The sequence below is a fragment of the Streptomyces spinosisporus genome (genome assembly GCF_022698145.1).
Lineage (GTDB): Bacteria > Actinomycetota > Actinomycetes > Streptomycetales > Streptomycetaceae > Streptomyces > Streptomyces spinosisporus.
Genome location: NZ_JALDAX010000018.1, coordinates 65318 through 83500, shown reverse-complemented (window position 1 = coordinate 83500; position 18183 = coordinate 65318). Strand labels below are relative to the sequence as shown.

Sequence of the window (18183 nt, the reverse complement as noted above, 5' to 3'; positions counted from 1 at the left end):
AGGTACCTCGGCAGGATCCCCGAACGCCGGCGCCCAAGACGTGAAAAAAGGGGGAAAACCACCCTAGGGGAGTGCACGTCTGCTGGTATGGCGAACCGACGTCACGATGATCTGTCCGCGTCGGAGTCGATCAGCCATGCGACGAGAGTGCGCCAGCGGTCGGGCTGATCGGTGTCGCGCGGCCCGACGAGGTAGATCTCCTCCACGAGGTTCGAAGAGCGCAGAGCGTTGTGCGCGACGTAGGAGCCAATGGCGGCATAGGTGAGGTCGAGGTCGTCGTGCGGGCCGTAGTGGGTGGCAACTGCGGCTGCGCGCTGGGGTAGCTGGAGCGGCTTCACGGTGGCCGGTGCCGACGGTGACAGGGGCGCCTCGGCCGGGAGATAGACGGTGGCGCGGCCTTGCCCGTCGGTGAACAGGGCGTGCTCGTAGCGGCCGCCCGGCGGAACCACCGGGCGGCTGCCGGCTGCCGCGTCCAGATCGTTCATGGCGGCGTCGTACCAGCCCAGGTCGGCTCCCGGCGGGACGTCGAGGGACACCGCGAGGACGTGCTGCGGCGGAAGGACCTCAAGGCTCACGGCCCGTTGCGCCTCCGGGTCGAGGAGTTCCCGTAGAGCCTGGACGGCTCGTTGGGTGCGGCCCAGCCGGTCTTCGAGCCGACGCAGGTGGGTGGCGACGATCTGTTGCGCCGCGGAGCTCCCCGCCTCGCCCACCTCGCCTGTCCTGCCGGACTCCGCTTCGAGGAAGCTCCGGAGGTCTGCCAGCGGCAGGTCGAGTTCGCGCAGCCGCTTGATGGTCAGTGCCGGACGGACCTGCCCGGGGGTGTAGTAGCGGTAGCCCGTTACCGGGTCGACCTGGGCGGGGACGAGGAGGTCCTGCTCGTGGTAGCGGCGGAGGGTACGGATGCTCAGGTGTGTGATCCGGGAGAACTCTCCGATCGTCCACCGCTCCGACATGCCGTCCTCCTCGTCGTACGCATCCAAGTCTGCTGGGCTCCGGTCGGCTCGGCACCCGGTCGGCTCGAGCCCGGATGTCAGGGTGCGATGTCCAGCAATGTGATCTTCCCTTGCGCGTCACGTTCGAAGGTGAAGCGGAGGATTACCGGGCTGCCGGGGAAGTCGCCGGAAACCTCCGCGACGGCCTGACACGCGGTGGCCGTCCCCGTGACATCGCGGAGGTGGTAGACCACGGGCGGGACCTCGGTGCGCCAACGGCGCACCGCCGCGAGTCCTTCGTGGCTGCGCCCGTCGTCGTGTACGACGATGCCGTCGTCGAAGAGCGCGAAGTAGCGCTCGCGATCGGGATCGGTCGCCGCGGCGAAGTACTCCTTGGCGAATTCCTGGATGTCGTGCATGGCGTTCTCCCATGGTCGCGAAGGGGGTTGTGTCGTGAAGGTGGGGCGGCTCAGACCGTGCGAATGGTGCCGCCGTCGACGACGTGCTCGGCGCCGGTGATCGCACTCGCCCGGTCCGAGACCAGGAAGGTGATCAGCTCGGCGACCTCGGCCGGCTCGGCCGGCCGACCCAGCGGGATACCGCCGAGGACCTGCATCAGATCGTCGAGAGCGGCCTCCCGGGTGATGGCGCCCTCCCTCATCCGGCGTGCGAGGAGGTGCTCGGCACCGTCGGTGCGGATGAATCCGGGGGCGACCGAGTTGACCCTGACACCCTTCGGCGCCACCTCGTTCGCAAGCCCCTTGCTGTAGGTGGCGAGGGCGCTCTTGGCCGCCGCGTACGCCAGCGTCGAGTCGTGCAGCGGCATACGGCGCTGGATCGAGGTCACGTGCACCACGGCCCCCGACCTGCGGGAGGCCATCGCGGGCACCAACGCGTGATCCAGCCGGACCGCCGACAACAGGTTGACGGCAAGCTCCTCCGCCCACACCCCGTCGTCCAAGGCCGCATACCCACCGGCCGGAGCGCGGGAGCCACCCACGACATGCACCAGGATGTCCGGGACACCCACGAGCTCGGCCACTGCCGCGGCCGCCGACGCGACACCTTCGGGGGTGCCCAGGTCGGCCTGGACGAAGAGGGGGTCGGCGGCCTCCGGCGGCGTACGGGCGATGGTGACCACCTCCGCCCCGGCCTCGCGCAGCCGCCGTGCTGTGGCCAGCCCCGTCCCCTTGCTCCCGCCCGCCACCACGGCGCGACGCCCATCGAGATCCTTGCTGTACATGGCTGCGACCTTGGACCCTCCCTCGGGGAGAGGGTCAAGGCGGGCATGTGTGGTCGGGCGGCCGGGTGTGGCATCGGCACAGGCGTGTGGGCGCTGACTTCGTGCTGACGTACGGAGTCGCGGGCCAGGCTTCGTTCTCCGTCACGAATCGGTGTGCCGGGCCCGGCCCTACCTTCACGGCATGACGAAACTCGACCGGATACGGGCCTGGTGGGAAGAGAAGCTTCCTGCGCTGCTCGACGAGTACGAGGTACCGGGTGCGGCGGTCGCCGTGGACCTGGGTGGAGAGGTCGCCGATCACGGTGCGGGTGTGCTGAGCCTGGCGACCGGGGTGGAGGCGAACGCCGAGACGCTGTTCCAGATCGGTTCCATCACCAAGGTGTGGACCGCGACGCTGGTGATGCAGCTCGTCGACGAGGGCCTGGTCGAACTCGACGCCCCGGTTCGCGGCCGTCTGCCCGAGTTCCGTATCGCCGACGAGTCCGCCGCGGCAGCGATCACCGTGCGGCAACTCCTGAACCACACCGCCGGGTTCGAGGGCGACATCTTCACGGACACGGGCAAGGACGACGACTGTGTGGAGAAGTACGTCGCCACCCTGAGCGACGTCCCCCAACTCTTCGCGCCGGGCGAGATGTTCTCGTACAACAACGCGGGCTACTGCGTACTGGGCCGGCTCGTCGAGGTGGTGCGCGGCAAGCCCTACGCCGCCTGTCTGCGCGACCACCTGTTCACTCCGCTCGGTCTCACCCACGCAGCACACGGAGCGGACGAGGCGATCCTTTACCGGGCCGCGGTCGGACATCTGCCACCCTCTCCCGGGGAACCTCTCCAGCCCGCGCCCGTATGGAACATCGCCCCTTCGAACTCGCCCGCGGGCTCCCTGCTCGCGATGCGCCCGCGCGACCTGCTGGCCTTCGCCCGGATGCACCTCGACGACGGCACGGCCGGCAACGGCAACGTGATACTGAGCGAGGCCACGGCCAAGGCCATGCGCGAGCGGGAGGTGGAGCTGCCCCGCCTGGGCGTGATGGGGGACGCCTGGGGGCTCGGCTGGGAGATCTTCGACGGTGAGGACACCGGGCTCATCGGGCACGACGGCAGCACCATCGGCCAGTCCGCCTTCCTGCGGCTGGTACCCGAGCACGACCTCGCCGTCGCCCTGCTGACCAACGGCGGCAACACCCTCGGCCTCTACCGCGCGGTCGTCGGCCACATGCTGCGCGAACTGGCGGACGTCGACCTGCCCGCGATGCCGGTGCCGTCGACCGACCCCCAACCCGTCGACGCGGGGCGCTATTTGGGCACGTACAGCTCCCGCATGTTCGACAACACCGTCACCCAGGACGACGACCGCCGGGTCTGGGTGACCTGCGTCCCCAAGGGGCTCGCCGCCGACATGGGCATGGAGACCACCACCGTCGAGCTGGTCGCCTTCGACGGCGACACGCTCATCGCCAAGGAGGAGGAGCACGGCTTCCACCAGCCGTACGCCTTCGTCGGTGGCGCGCCCGACGGCCCTGCGCAGTTCCTGCACACCGGCAGGGCGGACCGCCGTACCGCTCAGTGATGCCCCCGGGCCGACGGTGCGCCTGGGCCCGCGACCTTCCGCTGGAGACACCATGAAGTACGCAGGGACGACGACGATCGCGATGGCCGGGGCGCTGACGCTCGCGCTGACCGCGTGCAGCGGTGGCGGCACCAGCACGTCCGGCCGACCCGCCGACGGCGGGACGTTCACCTACGCCCTCCCCGCCGACCCCGGCAACCTCGACCCGCACGCCACCACACTGTCCGTCGCCCGCCAGACCGACCTGTTCATGTACGACTCGCTGGTGGCCGTCGACGCCTCCGGCAAGGAGGTCCCCTCGCTGGCGAGTTCCTTCAAGAGCACGCCCACGACGGCCAGTTACACCCTGCGCAAGGGCGTCACCTGCTCCGACGGCACTCCGCTCACCGCGAAGGACGTGGCCGACAACATCAACTACGCCGGTGACCCGAAGAGCGGGTCGACCGTGGCGGGGCTGTATGTGCCGGTCGGAGCGAAGGCGAAGGCGGACGACGCATCCGGCACCGTCACGGTGACCGCGCCGAGCGCCGACGCCTTCCTCGCCCGCAATGTGGGCACGCTGCCCATCGTGTGCCGCAAGGGCCTCACCAACCGTTCGATCCTGAAGCGGGGCGGTTCGGGCACCGGCATGTTCACCCTCACCGAGGCCGTCGTCGACGACCACTACACCTTCACCCGCCGCAAGGACTATGCGTGGGGGCCGGGCGGCTCGAAGGCCGATACCGAGGGGCTCCCGGACACCGTCGTCCTGAAGGTCGTCAGCAACGAGACCACCGCCGCCAACCTGTTGCTCGCGGGGGAGGTCAACGCGGCCCTGATCGCCGGTCAGGACAAGGAGCGGGTGGCGGCCCGACTCGACTTCAAACGCGAAGTGCACGCGCCACTCGGTGAGTTGTGGTTCAACCAGCGACGCGGCGAGCCGACCGCCGCGCCCGAGGTCAGGCGTGCGCTGACGCAGGCCCTCGATCTGGTGCAGCTGCGCAAGGTGGTCACCGGCGGCAGCGGAGAAGCGCCCACCGGCCTGGTCTCCAAGGGTCAGGGCCCGTGCACCGCGGACACCGTCGCCGGAAACCTGCCGGGGCACGACCTGGCTGCCGCGGAAGCGGCTCTGGACGCGGCCGGCTGGGCCAAGGGCTCCGACGGCGTGCGGCAGAGGGACGGCAAGAAGCTCGCGCTGACCTTCTACTACCCGAGCAGCCGCGGCGCCCCGATGCAGAACGCCGCTGAACTGCTGCGCTCCGTCTGGCAGAAGGCCGGTGTGAAGGTCACCCTGCGAGGCGCGGCCGACAGCCAGTTCGACCAGGTCATCTCCGGACAGGGTTCCTGGGACGCCATGTTCCTGCCCCTGACGGTGACCCTGCCCACCCAGGCGGTGCCCTTCGTCTCGGGCGCCACCCCGCCGGGTGGGAACAACTTCGGCTCGATCGACAACGCCGCGTACCAGGCCCACGTCAAGGCCGCCTCGGCGCTCACCGGCGCGAAGGGCTGCGCCGAATGGGCCGCCGCCGAGAAGGCACTGTTCCGGCAGGCCGACATCGTGCCCTTCGCCGACCTGGCCACGCCGGTGTTCGGCAACGGCGCGACCTTCGACATGGCCGACGGCTCCCTCGCCCCGACCACGATCCGCATGGTCGGATGACCGGCCGGCCGTAACCCGGAGGCACACGGATGAACGCACAGACGGCCGACCGGTTCCTGCCCGGTCCCGGTCCCGGTCCCGATACCGGCCCCGGCGTCGAGCAACCGCACGCCTCGCCGGGCCTGGTCCGCGGCCTGGTGGACAACCCCTGGGCCCGCTTCACGGCGCGCCGTCTGACCCGTCTGGTGCTGTCGGTGTGGGTGCTGGTCACGGCGGCGTTCGCGATGATTCACCTCATCCCCGGCGACCCCGTACGCGCCGCGCTCGGCATGAACGCCTCGCAGCAAGTGGTGAACCAGCGCCGGGAGATGCTGGGGCTGAACGACTCGCTGCCGACCCAGTACGGGCGTTTCCTGCGCAACCTGGCCGGGGGAGACCTCGGCACCTCCGTGACCAGCGGTCTGCCCGTGAGCCAGGTGATCGGTGACCGGCTGCCGTCGACCGCCGCGCTCGCCGTGGTGTCCTTCCTGCTGGCGGTGGTGGTGTCGGTGCCGCTGGGCACGGCGATGGCGGTGCTGACCCGCGGTGGCCGTCACCACGGCGGCGAACTCGTCTTCACCTCCACCAGTGTCCTGGTGGCCACGATCCCGGAGTTCCTCCTCGCCGTGGGGCTCGTCTGGGTCTTCGGCGTGCAACTGGGCTGGTTCCCGGTCGCCGGCCGAGGCGGGCCGTCTTCGTACGTGCTGCCCGTGCTGTCGCTGGCCGCCGGGCCGGCGGCGGTCCTGGCCCGCATCGTGCGCATCGAGATGGCGTCGGTGCTGAACGCCGACTACATCCGCACCGCCCGCGCCAAACGCCTGCCACCCCGCAGGGTCTATCTGCGCCATGCCCTGCCCAACGCGGTGACCGCGGGCCTGACCATCGGTGGACTGCTGCTGAGCAGCCTGGTGGCCGGCACCGTGCTGGTGGAGAACGTCTTCGCCTGGCCGGGTCTGGGCAGCACCATCGTGCAGTCGATCCTGTCGAAGGACTATCCCGTCGTGCAGGGCGTCGTCCTCGTCTACGGCACGGGCGTACTGCTGGTGAACGTCGCGGTCGACGTCGCGCTGGCCCTGCTCGACCCCCGTTCCGCGATCCGGGAGAGCTGACCGATGGCGGTGGAGTTCGAGGCTCTGCGGGCCGGCGGGGACCAGGAACCCCGGGACGAAGCCCACGCCTCCGTGCGGGACGGTGAGGTGCGGGGCCTGCCCGGCGGCAACCGGTGGCTCGGCGTGCTGCGTACCCCGCTCGGCTGGTGCGCGGCCACGCTGCTGCTGCTCGTCCTGCTGCTGGCGGTGTTCGCCCCACTGCTGTGGTCAGGCCGAGCCGATGCCATCGATACCGGCCAGATCCTCCAGGGGTCCTCGGGACGCCACTGGCTGGGCACGGACAACCTGGGCCGGGACATCTTCTACCGGTTGCTGGTCGCCACCCGGCTGTCGATCGCCCTGGCACTGCTCGCCACCGCGCTGGGCGTCGCGACCGGCCTGGTGCTCGGCGTGGCACCGGCCCTGCTGGGACGCCGGGTCGGGCGGACGGTGACCGCGGTGGTCAACGTCGCCGTGGCCTTCCCCGGGCTGCTGCTCGCACTGTTCTTCGCCGTGGTGTTCGGGGTCGGCGCCAAGGGCGCGGTCCTCGCCATCGGCTTCGCGATGGCACCCGGCTTCGCGCGGCTCACCCAGACCCTGGTGGCGTCCCTCAGCGAACGGGACTACGTCCACGCGGCCCGCGTCGCCGGAGTCGGCCGCCTGCGGATCCTCACCCGTCATGTCCTGCCGAACGTCTCCGACCCGCTGATCGTCAACGCCACCATCAGCGCCGGCGGCGCGCTGCTGGCGTTCTCCGGGCTCTCCTTCCTCGGCCTGGGTGTGCAGGCACCGTCGTACGACTGGGGACGGCTGCTGGGGGAGGGCCTCAACGGCATCTATACGCACCCCGCCGCGGCCCTGGCGCCCGGCGCCGCCGTGGTGATCGCCGGACTGGCCTTCAACCTCACCGGAGAGGCCGTGGCCAAGGCCGTCGGTGTTCCCACCGCGTCCCGGTCGCGCGCTCCGCGTCCCGCCGAAATGCCCGCGGCCCCTTCGGCCACGGCGGTGGTACCGGAGGCGGATGCCGCCGAAGTCCCCGGTGAACAGCCGGTGTTGAGCGTGGAGGGGCTGCGGGTGAGCTTCCCCGGTCCGCACGGCCCGGTCACCGCGGTGCGCGGTGTCGGCCTGAACGTCGGCGAGGGGGAGGCGGTGGGTGTCGTGGGGGAGTCGGGGTCCGGCAAGAGCCTCACCGCGCTCGCCGTGAGCCGGTTGGTGGAGCATCCGGGTGAGGTGGACGCCGACCGTATCGATTTCCTCGGTACGTCCCTGCTCACCGAGCCGTCCCACAGTGCCGTCAACCGGCGCCTGCTCGGCACCTCGCTCGCCATGGTCTTCCAGGACCCCATGACCTCCTTCAACCCTGCGATGCGAGTCGGGCGGCAACTGGCGGAGGTGGCGGAGCAACACTTCGGGGCCGGCCGGTCCGAGGCGCTGTCGCGGGCTGTCGAACGACTGCGCCAGGTGCGGATGTCGGCGGCCGCACGGCGGGCGGCGCAGTACCCGCACGAGTTGTCCGGCGGTATGCGCCAGCGAGCGATGATCGCCCTCGCTCTGATGGGCCGGCCCCGGCTCATCGTCGCCGACGAGCCCACGACCGCGCTGGACGTCACCGTGCAGCGGCAGGTGCTGCGGCTGCTGGACACCGTCCGCGCCGGGGACGGCGTCGCGCTCCTGCTGATCAGTCATGACATCCATGTGGTGGCGCAGACCTGCGACCGCATCCTGGTGATGTACGCCGGCCGCATCGTCGAGGAACTCCCCTCCGACCGGCTGTTCACCACGGCTCAACACCCCTACACCCGTGCGCTCATCGCCGCGGTGCCCCATATGGAGACCGCACTCGACCGGCCGCTCACCGTCATCCCGGGCCGGCCCGTGACACCGGACCGGACACCGGCCGGGTGCGCTTTCGCGGCGCGGTGCCCCGTCGCGCAGGACCGGTGCCGCGTGGACGACCCGCGCTTGGAGTCGGTCGAGCCGGGGCATCGGGTCGCCTGCTGGTATCCGCAGACCGGTGCGGGGCCGGCCGACTCTCTCGACGGCAAGGCCGCATTCACGGGCGAAGAGGCCGAACTCACCGCCGGACGGGCCGAACCCATCGCCGCACGGGCCGAACCCCTCGCTGGAGAAGGTGAACAGCCGTGAGCGAGCTGCGCTTCGAAGATGTCACCGTGCGCTACGGCACCGGGCGCCGGGCCATGAAAGCCGTCGACGGAGTGAGCCTGACCGTGCCCACGGGACAGGTGGTCGGCCTGGTGGGGGAGTCCGGCTCGGGCAAGTCCACGCTGGCCCGCGCGGCGGTCGGCCTGGCGCCCATCGCCGCGGGACGGGTCCTTCTCGACGGCCGCGACGTCCGTCACCGTCCGGCGCGCGGGTCCGGCAGGGCGGTGCAGATGGTCTTCCAGGATCCCTACGCCTGCCTGGATCCGCGCATGAGCGTCGGCGACTCGGTGGCCGAGGCGATACCGCGCACCGGCACCGCCGCCCGTCGCGCCGAGGTCACCCGGCTGTTCGGCCTGGTGGGCCTGGATGCGGCGCACATCTCCTCTCGGCCTTCCGAGCTGTCCGGCGGACAGTGCCAACGCGTCGCACTGGCACGGGCGTTGGCGGCCCGGCCGCAGATCGTCGTCGCGGACGAGATCACCTCGGCGCTGGACGTGTCGGTGCAGGGAACCGTGCTCAACCTCGTACGCGACCTGCAACAACAGACCCGTCTGGGCATGCTGTTCATCTCGCACAACCTCGCCGTCGTGCGCTACGTCAGCGACATCATCGCGGTGATGTACCTCGGCCGTATCGTCGAGTGCGGCCCCGCCCATGAAGTACTGACGGACCCACAACACCCCTACACCCGGGAGCTGTTGGCGGCGGCACCGCACCGGGACGGATACGCGGCAAACAGCGCGCACGAGGAGAGCGGCGCCGTCCTGGACACCGAACCGCCCGACCCCCACCATCTGCCGGCCGGATGCCGCTTCCACCCACGCTGTCCCGTGGGACCGCTGGCGCTGCCCGCCCGCACCGACTGCCTGAGCCTCGACCCCGCGGTCGGCGCCGTCGGCCGTAGACACGCCACCGCCTGCCACTTCGCCGCCCCTCTGCCGACGCCATCGCACCAGGCGACGTGAACCCACCGCGCGCTCATGCCCCGTTGCACACCCGCACGTCATCACTGAGGAGCCCTTCATGACTCGGTCCCTGCGCCTGGAGGACCTGGCAGACATCGCGACCCCCGAGCAACCGGCGCTGTCGCCGGACGGCGAACGGATCGTGTACGTGCTGCGCACCAGCGATCTGGACGCCGACCGGATCGTCCGCAACCTGTGGCTGATCCCCCGTGCCGGAGGCGACGCACGGCAGCTGACCCGCGGCGGCGACGACCAGGCGCCGGCCTGGTCACCGGACGGCACGCGGATCGTGTTCCTGCGCGCGAGCGAGGGCCCTCCGCAACTGTGGCAGCTGCCGCTCGAGGGCGGCGAGGCCGAGCAGTTGACCACGCTGCCCCTTGGTGCCGGTGCTCCCGTGTGGAGCGGGGACGGCACCCGGATCGCCTTCACCGCGCCGGTCGACATCGCTGTCGTGCCGGACGCGGCGGGACCGAGCGCACCGGGCCGGCCGGTGGTCGTCGACCGGCTCGACTTCCAGAGCGACGGGGCAGGACTGACCGGCACCGTCCGCAGGCATCTGCACGTCCTCGACCTCACCACCGGCCGGTGCCGTCAGATCACCGAGGGGGACTGGTATGCCTCCCGGCCGGCCTGGTCCCCGGACGGCACGCGGCTGGCCTTCACCGCCGCGACGGCGCCCAACGCCGACCTGACTGCGCAGTCCGCGCCCCACATCGTGGCCGTCGACGACCCGGCGGCGGCCCCGGTGCGGGTCGGCCCCACCGAGTGCGTGGCCACGAGCGCCGACTGGACGGCAGACGGTGACGCCCTGCTGGTCGTCGGCCACCTCGGCGAACCGGTGGGCCACGCACGCCTGTTGCACATCCCGATGGACGGAGAAGCCGTCACGGGTATCACGGACCTCGCGTCGTCGCTCGACCGCAATGTCATGCCGGGAGGCCCCGGCTACCCCGGCGCGCTGCCCCAACTCACCGGCGACGGCCGCACGGTGCTGTTCTGCGCCCGTGACCGCGGCTGCACACACCTCTACGCCGTCGACCTCGACGGCGTAGAGCAAGAGCACCACCCCCGCCTGCTGCTCGGTGGCGCCGGGCACACCATCTCCGGCATGACGGTTCGCGGCGACTCCGTCGCGCTCGTCCTCGCCACCCCCACCTCCTTCGGCGAGATCGCCGTCCTCGACCTCACGTCGGGATCGTGGACCGTCCGCACCGCGCACGGCGCACCCCTGGTCGACGTCGAGCTGTTCCCGCGCGTAGAGCGGGAGTTCACCCTTTCCGACGGCACCGTGGTCCAGGGCTGGCTGACCGGCGGGCGACCGGCAGGCGACGGTGGGCCGCGGCCGCTGCTGCTCGACATACACGGCGGCCCGCACAACGCGTGGAACGCCGCGGCCGACCCCGTCCACCTCTACCACCAACTCCTCGCCGCCCGTGGCTGGAACGTCCTGCTGATCAACCCGCGCGGCAGCGACGGATACGGCGAAGCGTTCTTCAACGCCGTGAACGGCGCGTGGGGCGTCGGTGACGCGCGGGACTTCCTGGAGCCGGTGGACGCGCTGGTCGCCGAGGGCATCGCCGACCCCGCCCGGCTCGCGGTCACCGGATACAGCTACGGCGGCTATATGACCTGCTATCTGACCAGCCGCGACGGCCGGTTCGCCGCCGCTGTCGCCGGTGGCGTCGTCAGCGACCTGACCAGCATGGCCGGCTCCGCCGAGGACGGGCACTTCCTCGCCACGTACGAGTTCGGCGGACCGCCCTGGGCGGATCCCGACCGGTACGCCGCCATGTCCCCCCTGACCCGGGTCGACCAGGTGAACACCCCCACCCTGATCCTGCACGGCACCGACGACCTGGTCTGCCCGGTGGGCCAGGCTGTTCAGTGGCACACCGCCCTGCGCGAGCGCGACGTGCCGACCCGGATGGTCCTCTACCCCGGCGGCTCCCACCTGTTCGTGCTCGAAGGCCCGCCGTCGCACCTGCTGGACTTCAACGGCCGGGTCGCCGAGTGGGTGGAGCGGTACGCCGGCGGCGAGGGCAGGAGGCGGCCGCCGATCGACCGCGCGCACTGGCAGCGGCGGCTCGCCGCCCTGGCCGCGCGGCACCGGGTGCCCGGCGCGACCCTCGGCATCCTGCGGACCCGCCCGGACACGGACGGCGCCCAGGACGACGAGCTGGTCGAGGCCGCCCACGGTGTACTCAGCGTCGAGACGGGAGTGACGGCGACCACCGACTCGCTCTTCCAGATCGGCTCGGTGTCGAAGGTCTGGACGGCCACTCTGGTCATGCAACTGGCCGACGAGGGTCTGCTCGACCTGGACGCCCCACTGATCACCCTGCTGCCCGAACTGGCCCTGGCCGACCCGGACATCACCAAGGCCGTGACGATGCGGCACCTGCTCACGCACACCAGCGGCATCGACGGCGACGTCTTCACCGACACCGGACGGGGCGACGACTGCCTGGAGAAGTACGTGGCGGGCCTCACGGACGTGCCGCTGAACCACCCCCTCGGTGTCACGTGGTCGTACTGCAACTCCGGCTTCTCCCTCATGGGCCGGGTCGTGGAGAAGATCACCGGCACCACCTGGGACCAGGCGATCAAGGAGCGGATCTTCGCCCGGCTGGGACTGCGGCGCACCGGGACTCTGCCCGAGGAGGCGCTGCTGCACCGGGCGGCGGTCGGCCACGACGGATTCGACGACAACGGTTCGCCGCGGCAGGCACCGGTGTGGGGCCTGCCCCGTTCACTGGGACCGGCCGGCCTGATCACCTCCACGGCCGCCGACGTGCTGGCCTTCGCCCGTGCGCATCTGCACAGCGGGCGCATCGCGGACGGCGGCCGTCTCCTGAGCGAGGCGGCGGCCACGCAGATGGCCGACCGGCACGCCGAACTGCCCGATCCCTACACCCTCGGCGACTCCTGGGGCCTCGGCTGGATCCGGTTCACCTGGGACGGGCAACTCGTGCTGGGCCACGACGGAAACACCATCGGCCAGGCCGCCTTCCTGCGGCTGCTGCCGTCCGACGGTCTTGCCGTCGTACTCCTCACCAACGGCGGCAACGCACGCGACCTGTACGAGGACCTCTTCCAGGAGCTCTTCGCCGAGCTGGCCGGCCTCGACATGCCGCGCACGGTGGCGCCACCGGCCGATCCGCCGACGGTCGACATCGCACCCCACGTCGGACGCTACGAGCGGGCCGGAGCGGTCATGGAGGTACTGGAGCGGGACGGTGCTGGGGTGCTGCGGTTCACCGTCACGGGTCCGCTGGCCGAACTGGTCCCCGACCCCGTTCAGGAGTTCACCATGCTCCCCCTGGACGCCTCCGGTGACCACTTCGCCGTACGGGACGAGGGATCCCGCACCTGGCGTCCGGTGGTCTTCTACACGCTGGCCGGCGGCGAGCGCTACCTGCACCACGGTGCACGCGCCACGCCCATGGTGACCACCTCATGACCGAGCACAATCTGGTCGCCTGCATGACGGCGGCCCTGCCGCAGATGCTCGCCGACCTGGAGACCCTCGTGCGCTGCGAGTCGCCGAGCGCCGACCTCGACGCCGTCGCCACAAGCGCCGACGTGGTCACCGAACTGGGCACCGCCCGGCTCGGCGTCCGGCCCGAGCGGATCACCATCGAGGGACGTACGCATCTGCGGTGGCGGCTGGGCGCCGGGCCCGCGCGGGTGCTGCTGCTCGGGCACCACGACACGGTGTGGCCGATCGGGTCGCTCGACCGCCACCCCTTCGTGGTCGAGGACGGTGTCGTACGCGGCCCCGGGTGCTTCGACATGAAGGCCGGACTGGTCATGGCCTTCCACGCCGTAGCGGCCCTGCCGGACCCGTCGGGTGTCACCGTGTTGGTGACGGGCGACGAGGAGATGGGGTCACCGACGTCACGCCGACTGGTGGAGGAGGAGGCGTCCGGCTGCGCCGCGGCGCTGGTGCTGGAGGCGTCCGCGGACGGCGGCGCGCTGAAGACCGCACGCAAGGGCGTGTCGCTGTACGAGGTCGAGGCGTACGGGCGGGCCGCGCACGCCGGCCTGGAACCCGAACGCGGTATCAACGCCGCCGTCGAACTGGCCCATCAGGTCATCGCGGTGGGCGCGCTCGCCGACCCGGGGCGGGGTACGAGCGTGACACCGACGGTGCTGACCTCCGGTACCACCACCAACACCGTTCCCGACGTGGGGCGTTTCGCGGTCGACGTACGCGTACGCGACACGGCCGAACAGGCGCGCGTGGACCGGGCGATGCGGGCGCTGCGGCCGGTGTCGGACGGCGCCCGGCTTGAGATCACCGGGGGTCCCAACCGTCCGCCGCTGGAACACGCGGCGTCCGCGGTGCTCTTCGCCCGCGCGGCAGCCCTGGCGGATCGGCTCGGCCTGGCCGCGCCTGTCGGTGCGGCCGTCGGGGGAGCCTCCGACGGCAACTTCACCGCGGGTGTGGGCACGCCGACGCTGGACGGGCTCGGCGCGGTGGGGGGTGGGGCGCACGCCGACGACGAGCATGTGGTCGTCGGCGAACTGGCCGGCCGGAGCGCGCTGTTGGCCGCCCTGACGGACGATCTGCTGGCCGATCCGCCGCGCCGGGGACGGGCGTATGAGCCGGCCGGACACGTCCGGCTGTTCGAGGGGGACCCGTCATGAGCGACGTTTCACCGGCGGGAAGCGTCCTGCCGGTCCTCGACCCCAACTCACCTGCCGGGGAAGCGGTCCGGGCCGTCGCCGACGAAGCCGCGGTCCAGGCCGCCGCGGCGGCGACGGCCGCGCGGTCGCAGGTCCGCGAGGTGACATCCGGTCGTGAACTCGACGCGGTGCGCCGCCTGTTCAACGTCATCTGGCGGCCCGGCCCCCTCGGTGCACCGATGACCGGAGAACTGCTGCGGGCACTGGCGAAGTCGGGCAATTACGTCGGCGGAGCCTTCGACGGCGGTGAACTGGTAGGCGCGTGTGTCGGTTTCTTCGGTGCGCCGGCCGACGCAACCCTGCACAGCCACATCGCCGGGGTGTCCGGGGCGGCCCGCGGCCGCAGTGTGGGCTACGCCCTCAAACTGCATCAGCGGGCCTGGTGCATGCGGCGGGGTGTGTCGGACATCCACTGGACCTTCGACCCGTTGATCCGCCGCAACGCCTACTTCAACCTGGTCAAGCTCGGCGCCCGGCCCGAGGAGTATCTGAGCAACTTCTACGGCGGTGTCCATGACGCCATCAACGGCGGCGACGACACCGACCGTCTGCTGACGCGGTGGCAGCTGGCCGGCGAGCCGGTCCGCGCGGCCTGCGCCGGGGATTTCGCCCCGGCCGACGCCGCGGGCTGCCGGGCGGCGGGTGCCGCGGTGGCACTGGAGCGCGGCGCGGGCGGCAGCCCGGTTGTGGGCACACTCGCCTCCTCTGCCCGGCTTGCCTCCTCCACCCTGCTCGTCGCGGTTCCCGAGGACATCGAGCGCCTGCGGTTGACGGATCCGGGGGCGGCCAGGGACTGGCGGGCGGCACTGCGCGAGGTCCTGGGCGGGTTGATGGCGGAGGGTGCCCGGGTCACCGGCTTCGACCGCAGTGGCTGGTACATCCTGCGGCGCCCGGAGGCTTCCGGTGTGACCGAGTCGATCGGGAAGAGTGAGGAGGAGCGATGAAGCTGACAGGTGTCGAGCTGCGTCACATCGAGATGCCTTTGGTGGCGCCGTTCCGTACGTCGTTCGGCACTGTCACCGGCCGCGAAGCGCTGATCCTGCGTGTGGTCACCGACGAGGGGGAGGGATGGGGCGAGTGCGTGGCGATGGCGAGCCCGCTGTACTCGTCCGAGTACACCGACGCCGCCGCCGACGTGCTGCGCCGCTTCCTGATCCCCGCGCTCGCGCGCGCGGACCGTCTCGACGCCGGTTCGGTCGCCCCCGCGCTGGCTGCGTTCCAGGGGCACCGGATGGCCAAGGCGGCGCTGGAGATGGGTGTCCTGGACGCCGAACTGCGCGCGGCAGTCCGGCCGTTGGCCCGCGAGCTCGGGGCGGTGCGGGACCGGGTGGCGTGCGGCGTCTCGGTCGGCATCATGGACTCCGTACCGGCGCTGGTCGACAGTGTGGCCGGGTATCTCGACGCCGGTTACGTCCGTATCAAGCTCAAGATCGAGCCCGGCTGGGACGTCGAGCCGGTGCGGGCCGTGCGTGAACGCTTCGGGGACGACCTGCTGCTCCAGGTCGACGCGAACGCCGCCTACACCCTGGCCGACGCCCGCCACCTGGCCCGCCTGGACGGCTACGACCTGCTGCTGATCGAACAGCCGCTGCCCGAGGACGACATCCTCGGTCACGCCCGGCTGGCTCAGCAGATCCGTACACCCGTCTGCCTGGACGAGTCGATCACGTCGGCGCGTGCGGCGGCGGACGCGATCCGGCTCGGTGCCTGTGCGATCGTCAACATCAAGCCCGGCCGGGTGGGCGGCTATCTGGAAGCGCGGCGCATCCACGACGTGTGCGCCGCGCACGGCGTGCCGGTGTGGTGCGGCGGCATGCTGGAGACGGGCATCGGCCGGGCCGCGAACCTCGCGCTCGCCGCGCTGCCGGGTTTCAGTTTGCCGGGGGACACGTCGGGTTCGGAGCGCTACTACAAGAGCGACATCACCGAGCCGTTCGTCGTGCGCGAGGGCCATCTGGCGGTGCCGAGCGGTCCGGGGATCGGCGTGGTCCCGCTGGAGGCGGAGTTGGACGCCGTGACCCGCCGTATCGAGTGGATCCCCGGCCGGGCCGTATGACCACGATGGCGTGGGCGGGCACCAGGAGTGTGGGCAGGCACCGCGCGTGTGGGCGGGCACCAGGAGTGTGGGCAGGCTGGTGAACGCGCACCCCGTGTGGCGCTCTCGTCACCGTCGTCGCTGTCGTCTCCGTCGTCCTCGGAAGGCACCGTTCCATGAACGCACCCGCACATGGCAGCCTGGCCAGGGTCCTGCATCACCTGGGCAGCACGCTGCTCGACGTCGTCCATCATGGGGCGCGTGACGGCGAGGACATCGGCGGCATCGTCATCCACGACCCCGTCGAGGACTCCGTCCCACCCCCGAACGCGCTGATACTCGGTGTCGGCCTGCGCGAACCAGGCGAAATCGCCCGCCTCCTCGACGAGTTGGGACATCGGCGTGCCGTCGCCCTGGTCGTACGGGCGCCCCTCCTGCCCGATGCCGGTCTGGCGGACGCGGCGAAAGCGTCGGGCGTCGGCGTGCTCTCACTGACCCGAGGGGCGTCCTGGGTCCAGGTCACGGCCCTGCTGCGGGCGGTCCTGGCCGAGGGGGACGTCGGCGCAGACGGCCCCGAGACGCTGGGCAGTACCCTCTTCGGCGACCTGTTCGCCGTGGCCAACGCGATCGCCGCGCTCATCGACGCACCCGTGACCATCGAGGACCGGCACTCGCGGGTGCTGGCCTTCTCGGGGCAGCAGGACAAGGCCGACGCCTCCCGGATCGAGACGATCCTCGGCCGTCAGGTCCCGGAGCGTTTCTCGCGCATGCTCATCGACCGTGGCGTCTTCCGCGACCTGTACCGCAGTGCCGGGCCGGTGCACATCCCGCCGCTGCAGGACGGTTCGGACGGTCCCACCGTGCCGCGCGTAGCCGTCGCGGTGCGCGCGGGCGATGAGGCGATCGGCTCGATCTGGGCCGCCGTGCGCGAACCACTGAGTCCCCAGCGGTCGTTGGCGTTGCAGGATGCGGCCAAGGTGGTTGCCCTGCACATGCTGCGCCTGCGGGCCGGGGCGGACGTCGAACGCAGGCTGCGCGCCGATCTCATGAGCACCGCCCTGGAAGGCAGAGCCGGTGCGCGCGAGGCACTGAGCAGACTCGGCCTGGCCGGCCGGCCTCTCGTGGTCATGGCGCTCGGCCTGCGGGACGCCGCCTCCGGTGCGTCGGCCGGGGAGGACGCGAGTGCGACCACCGAGCGAGAACGCCTGGCCGACGCCCTGGCCATGCACCTCGGCGCCGTGCATCCGCACAGCGCCGCCGCGCTGCTCGGCGACACCGTCTATGGCCTCGTTCCCGCACCACAGGACCGCGACGCCGCAGAGGAACGGGCCGAGCGCACAGCAGCCGACTTCCTCGACCGGGTCGGAGTGCGCACCGGTGCGGTGATCGGCATCGGCCCGGTGGGCGAGGACGCGGCCGGTCTCGCCCGCGCACGCTCCGGCGCCGACCTGGCCCTGAGGGCGCTCCGTGCCGGGGGGACCGAGCGGCGGGTGGCGCGGCTGGCCGACGTGCACGTCGAGGCGTTGCTGTGCGAACTGCGCGACATCATGGCGGCCCGCGGCGACGAACTCACCGGCCCCCTCGCGCGGTTGGCCGCATACGACGAGCAACGCCGCGCCCACCTCATCGAGACCCTGCGCGCCTGGCTGGACGCCTTCGGGGACATCAACGCGGCCGCCGCGGCCGTCCACGTCCACCCGAACACCTTCCGCTACCGCCTCCACCGGCTCACCGAGGTCGGGGGCATCGATCTGGACAACCCGGAGGCACGGTTCGCCGCCATGCTGCAGTTGCGGGTGATGCCTGTGGACGGACACCGCTGATGCCTGCCTAGTGCCTGCTCTGCCGCCGATGGGTCAGGGGGGCTTGATGGCAGTGGG

The 18183-nt window shown here is 71.6% G+C and carries 13 protein-coding genes; 10 read left to right on the top strand and 3 right to left on the bottom strand.

What is annotated here, in order from left to right:
• Positions 1–101: 101 nt before the first annotated feature.
• From MQN93_RS34975 to MQN93_RS34965, 3 genes are read right to left on the bottom strand one after another with little or no spacing between them, the layout of a single operon-like run.
• Positions 102–980 (bottom strand): MerR family transcriptional regulator, encoded by an 879-nt coding sequence (locus tag MQN93_RS34975; RefSeq protein WP_242712681.1) that lies wholly within the window; start codon positions 978–980, stop codon positions 102–104.
• 50 nt (positions 981–1030) lie between these two features.
• Complete coding sequence (locus MQN93_RS34970) at positions 1031–1351, bottom strand: nuclear transport factor 2 family protein (RefSeq protein WP_242712680.1); 321 nt, start codon at positions 1349–1351, stop codon at positions 1031–1033.
• Between the two features lie 50 nt (positions 1352–1401).
• Positions 1402–2175, bottom strand: a complete 774-nt coding sequence (locus MQN93_RS34965; RefSeq protein ID WP_242712679.1) for an SDR family oxidoreductase — start codon at positions 2173–2175, stop codon at positions 1402–1404.
• Positions 2176–2356: 181 nt separating this feature from the next.
• Between MQN93_RS34965 and MQN93_RS34960 the strand changes: the two genes are divergently transcribed.
• From MQN93_RS34960 to MQN93_RS34915, 10 genes are all read left to right on the top strand, one after another.
• A complete protein-coding gene (locus MQN93_RS34960) occupies positions 2357–3745 on the top strand; it encodes a serine hydrolase domain-containing protein (protein WP_242712678.1) in 1389 nt (462 codons plus the stop codon).
• 52 nt (positions 3746–3797) lie between these two features.
• Positions 3798–5384, top strand: coding sequence for an ABC transporter substrate-binding protein (locus MQN93_RS34955; protein WP_016430093.1), 1587 nt, complete (start codon positions 3798–3800; stop codon positions 5382–5384).
• A 29-nt stretch (positions 5385–5413) separates the two neighbouring features.
• Positions 5414–6472 (top strand): ABC transporter permease, encoded by a 1059-nt coding sequence (locus tag MQN93_RS34950; RefSeq protein WP_242712677.1) that lies wholly within the window; start codon positions 5414–5416, stop codon positions 6470–6472.
• Positions 6473–6475: 3 nt separating this feature from the next.
• A complete protein-coding gene (locus MQN93_RS34945; RefSeq protein ID WP_242712676.1) occupies positions 6476–8596 on the top strand; it encodes a dipeptide/oligopeptide/nickel ABC transporter permease/ATP-binding protein in 2121 nt (706 codons plus the stop codon).
• The gene (locus tag MQN93_RS34940; protein ID WP_242712675.1) at positions 8593–9579 is read left to right on the top strand and encodes an ABC transporter ATP-binding protein; all 987 of its coding nucleotides are present in this window, start codon (positions 8593–8595) and stop codon (positions 9577–9579) included. Before MQN93_RS34945 ends, MQN93_RS34940 begins: the two co-directional genes overlap by 4 nt.
• Positions 9580–9637: 58 nt before the next feature.
• Entirely contained in the window at positions 9638–13039 is a 3402-nt protein-coding gene (locus MQN93_RS34935) for a serine hydrolase (protein WP_242712674.1), read from the top strand.
• Positions 13036–14229, top strand: coding sequence for a M20 family metallopeptidase (locus MQN93_RS34930; RefSeq protein WP_242712673.1), 1194 nt, complete (start codon positions 13036–13038; stop codon positions 14227–14229). The genes MQN93_RS34935 and MQN93_RS34930 overlap by 4 nt, the downstream gene beginning before the upstream one ends.
• Positions 14226–15212: a GNAT family N-acetyltransferase gene (locus tag MQN93_RS34925; RefSeq protein ID WP_242712672.1), complete on the top strand. Its 987-nt coding sequence runs from the start codon at positions 14226–14228 to the stop codon at positions 15210–15212. The genes MQN93_RS34930 and MQN93_RS34925 overlap by 4 nt, the downstream gene beginning before the upstream one ends.
• Positions 15209–16324, top strand: a complete 1116-nt coding sequence (gene menC, locus MQN93_RS34920; protein ID WP_242712671.1) for an o-succinylbenzoate synthase — start codon at positions 15209–15211, stop codon at positions 16322–16324. Before MQN93_RS34925 ends, menC begins: the two co-directional genes overlap by 4 nt.
• A gap of 155 nt (positions 16325–16479) precedes the next feature.
• On the top strand, positions 16480–18126 hold the full coding sequence (locus MQN93_RS34915) for a PucR family transcriptional regulator (protein ID WP_242712670.1): 1647 nt from the start codon (positions 16480–16482) through the stop codon (positions 18124–18126).
• Positions 18127–18183: the final 57 nt, after the last annotated feature.

Bases quoted from the DNA above. Each gene is read 5' to 3' on its own strand.
- MQN93_RS34970 (WP_242712680.1), bottom strand. From the start codon at position 1,351: ATGCACGACATCCAGGAATTCGCCAAGGAGTACTTCGCCGCGGCGACC.
- MQN93_RS34965 (WP_242712679.1), bottom strand. From the start codon at position 2,175: ATGTACAGCAAGGATCTCGATGGGCGTCGCGCCGTGGTGGCGGGCGGG.
- MQN93_RS34960 (WP_242712678.1), top strand. From the start codon at position 2,357: ATGACGAAACTCGACCGGATACGGGCCTGGTGGGAAGAGAAGCTTCCT.
- MQN93_RS34955 (WP_016430093.1), top strand. From the start codon at position 3,798: ATGAAGTACGCAGGGACGACGACGATCGCGATGGCCGGGGCGCTGACG.
- MQN93_RS34950 (WP_242712677.1), top strand. From the start codon at position 5,414: ATGAACGCACAGACGGCCGACCGGTTCCTGCCCGGTCCCGGTCCCGGT.
- MQN93_RS34945 (WP_242712676.1), top strand. From the start codon at position 6,476: ATGGCGGTGGAGTTCGAGGCTCTGCGGGCCGGCGGGGACCAGGAACCC.
- MQN93_RS34935 (WP_242712674.1), top strand. From the start codon at position 9,638: ATGACTCGGTCCCTGCGCCTGGAGGACCTGGCAGACATCGCGACCCCC.
- MQN93_RS34930 (WP_242712673.1), top strand. From the start codon at position 13,036: ATGACCGAGCACAATCTGGTCGCCTGCATGACGGCGGCCCTGCCGCAG.
- MQN93_RS34925 (WP_242712672.1), top strand. From the start codon at position 14,226: ATGAGCGACGTTTCACCGGCGGGAAGCGTCCTGCCGGTCCTCGACCCC.
- menC (WP_242712671.1), top strand. From the start codon at position 15,209: ATGAAGCTGACAGGTGTCGAGCTGCGTCACATCGAGATGCCTTTGGTG.
- MQN93_RS34915 (WP_242712670.1), top strand. From the start codon at position 16,480: ATGAACGCACCCGCACATGGCAGCCTGGCCAGGGTCCTGCATCACCTG.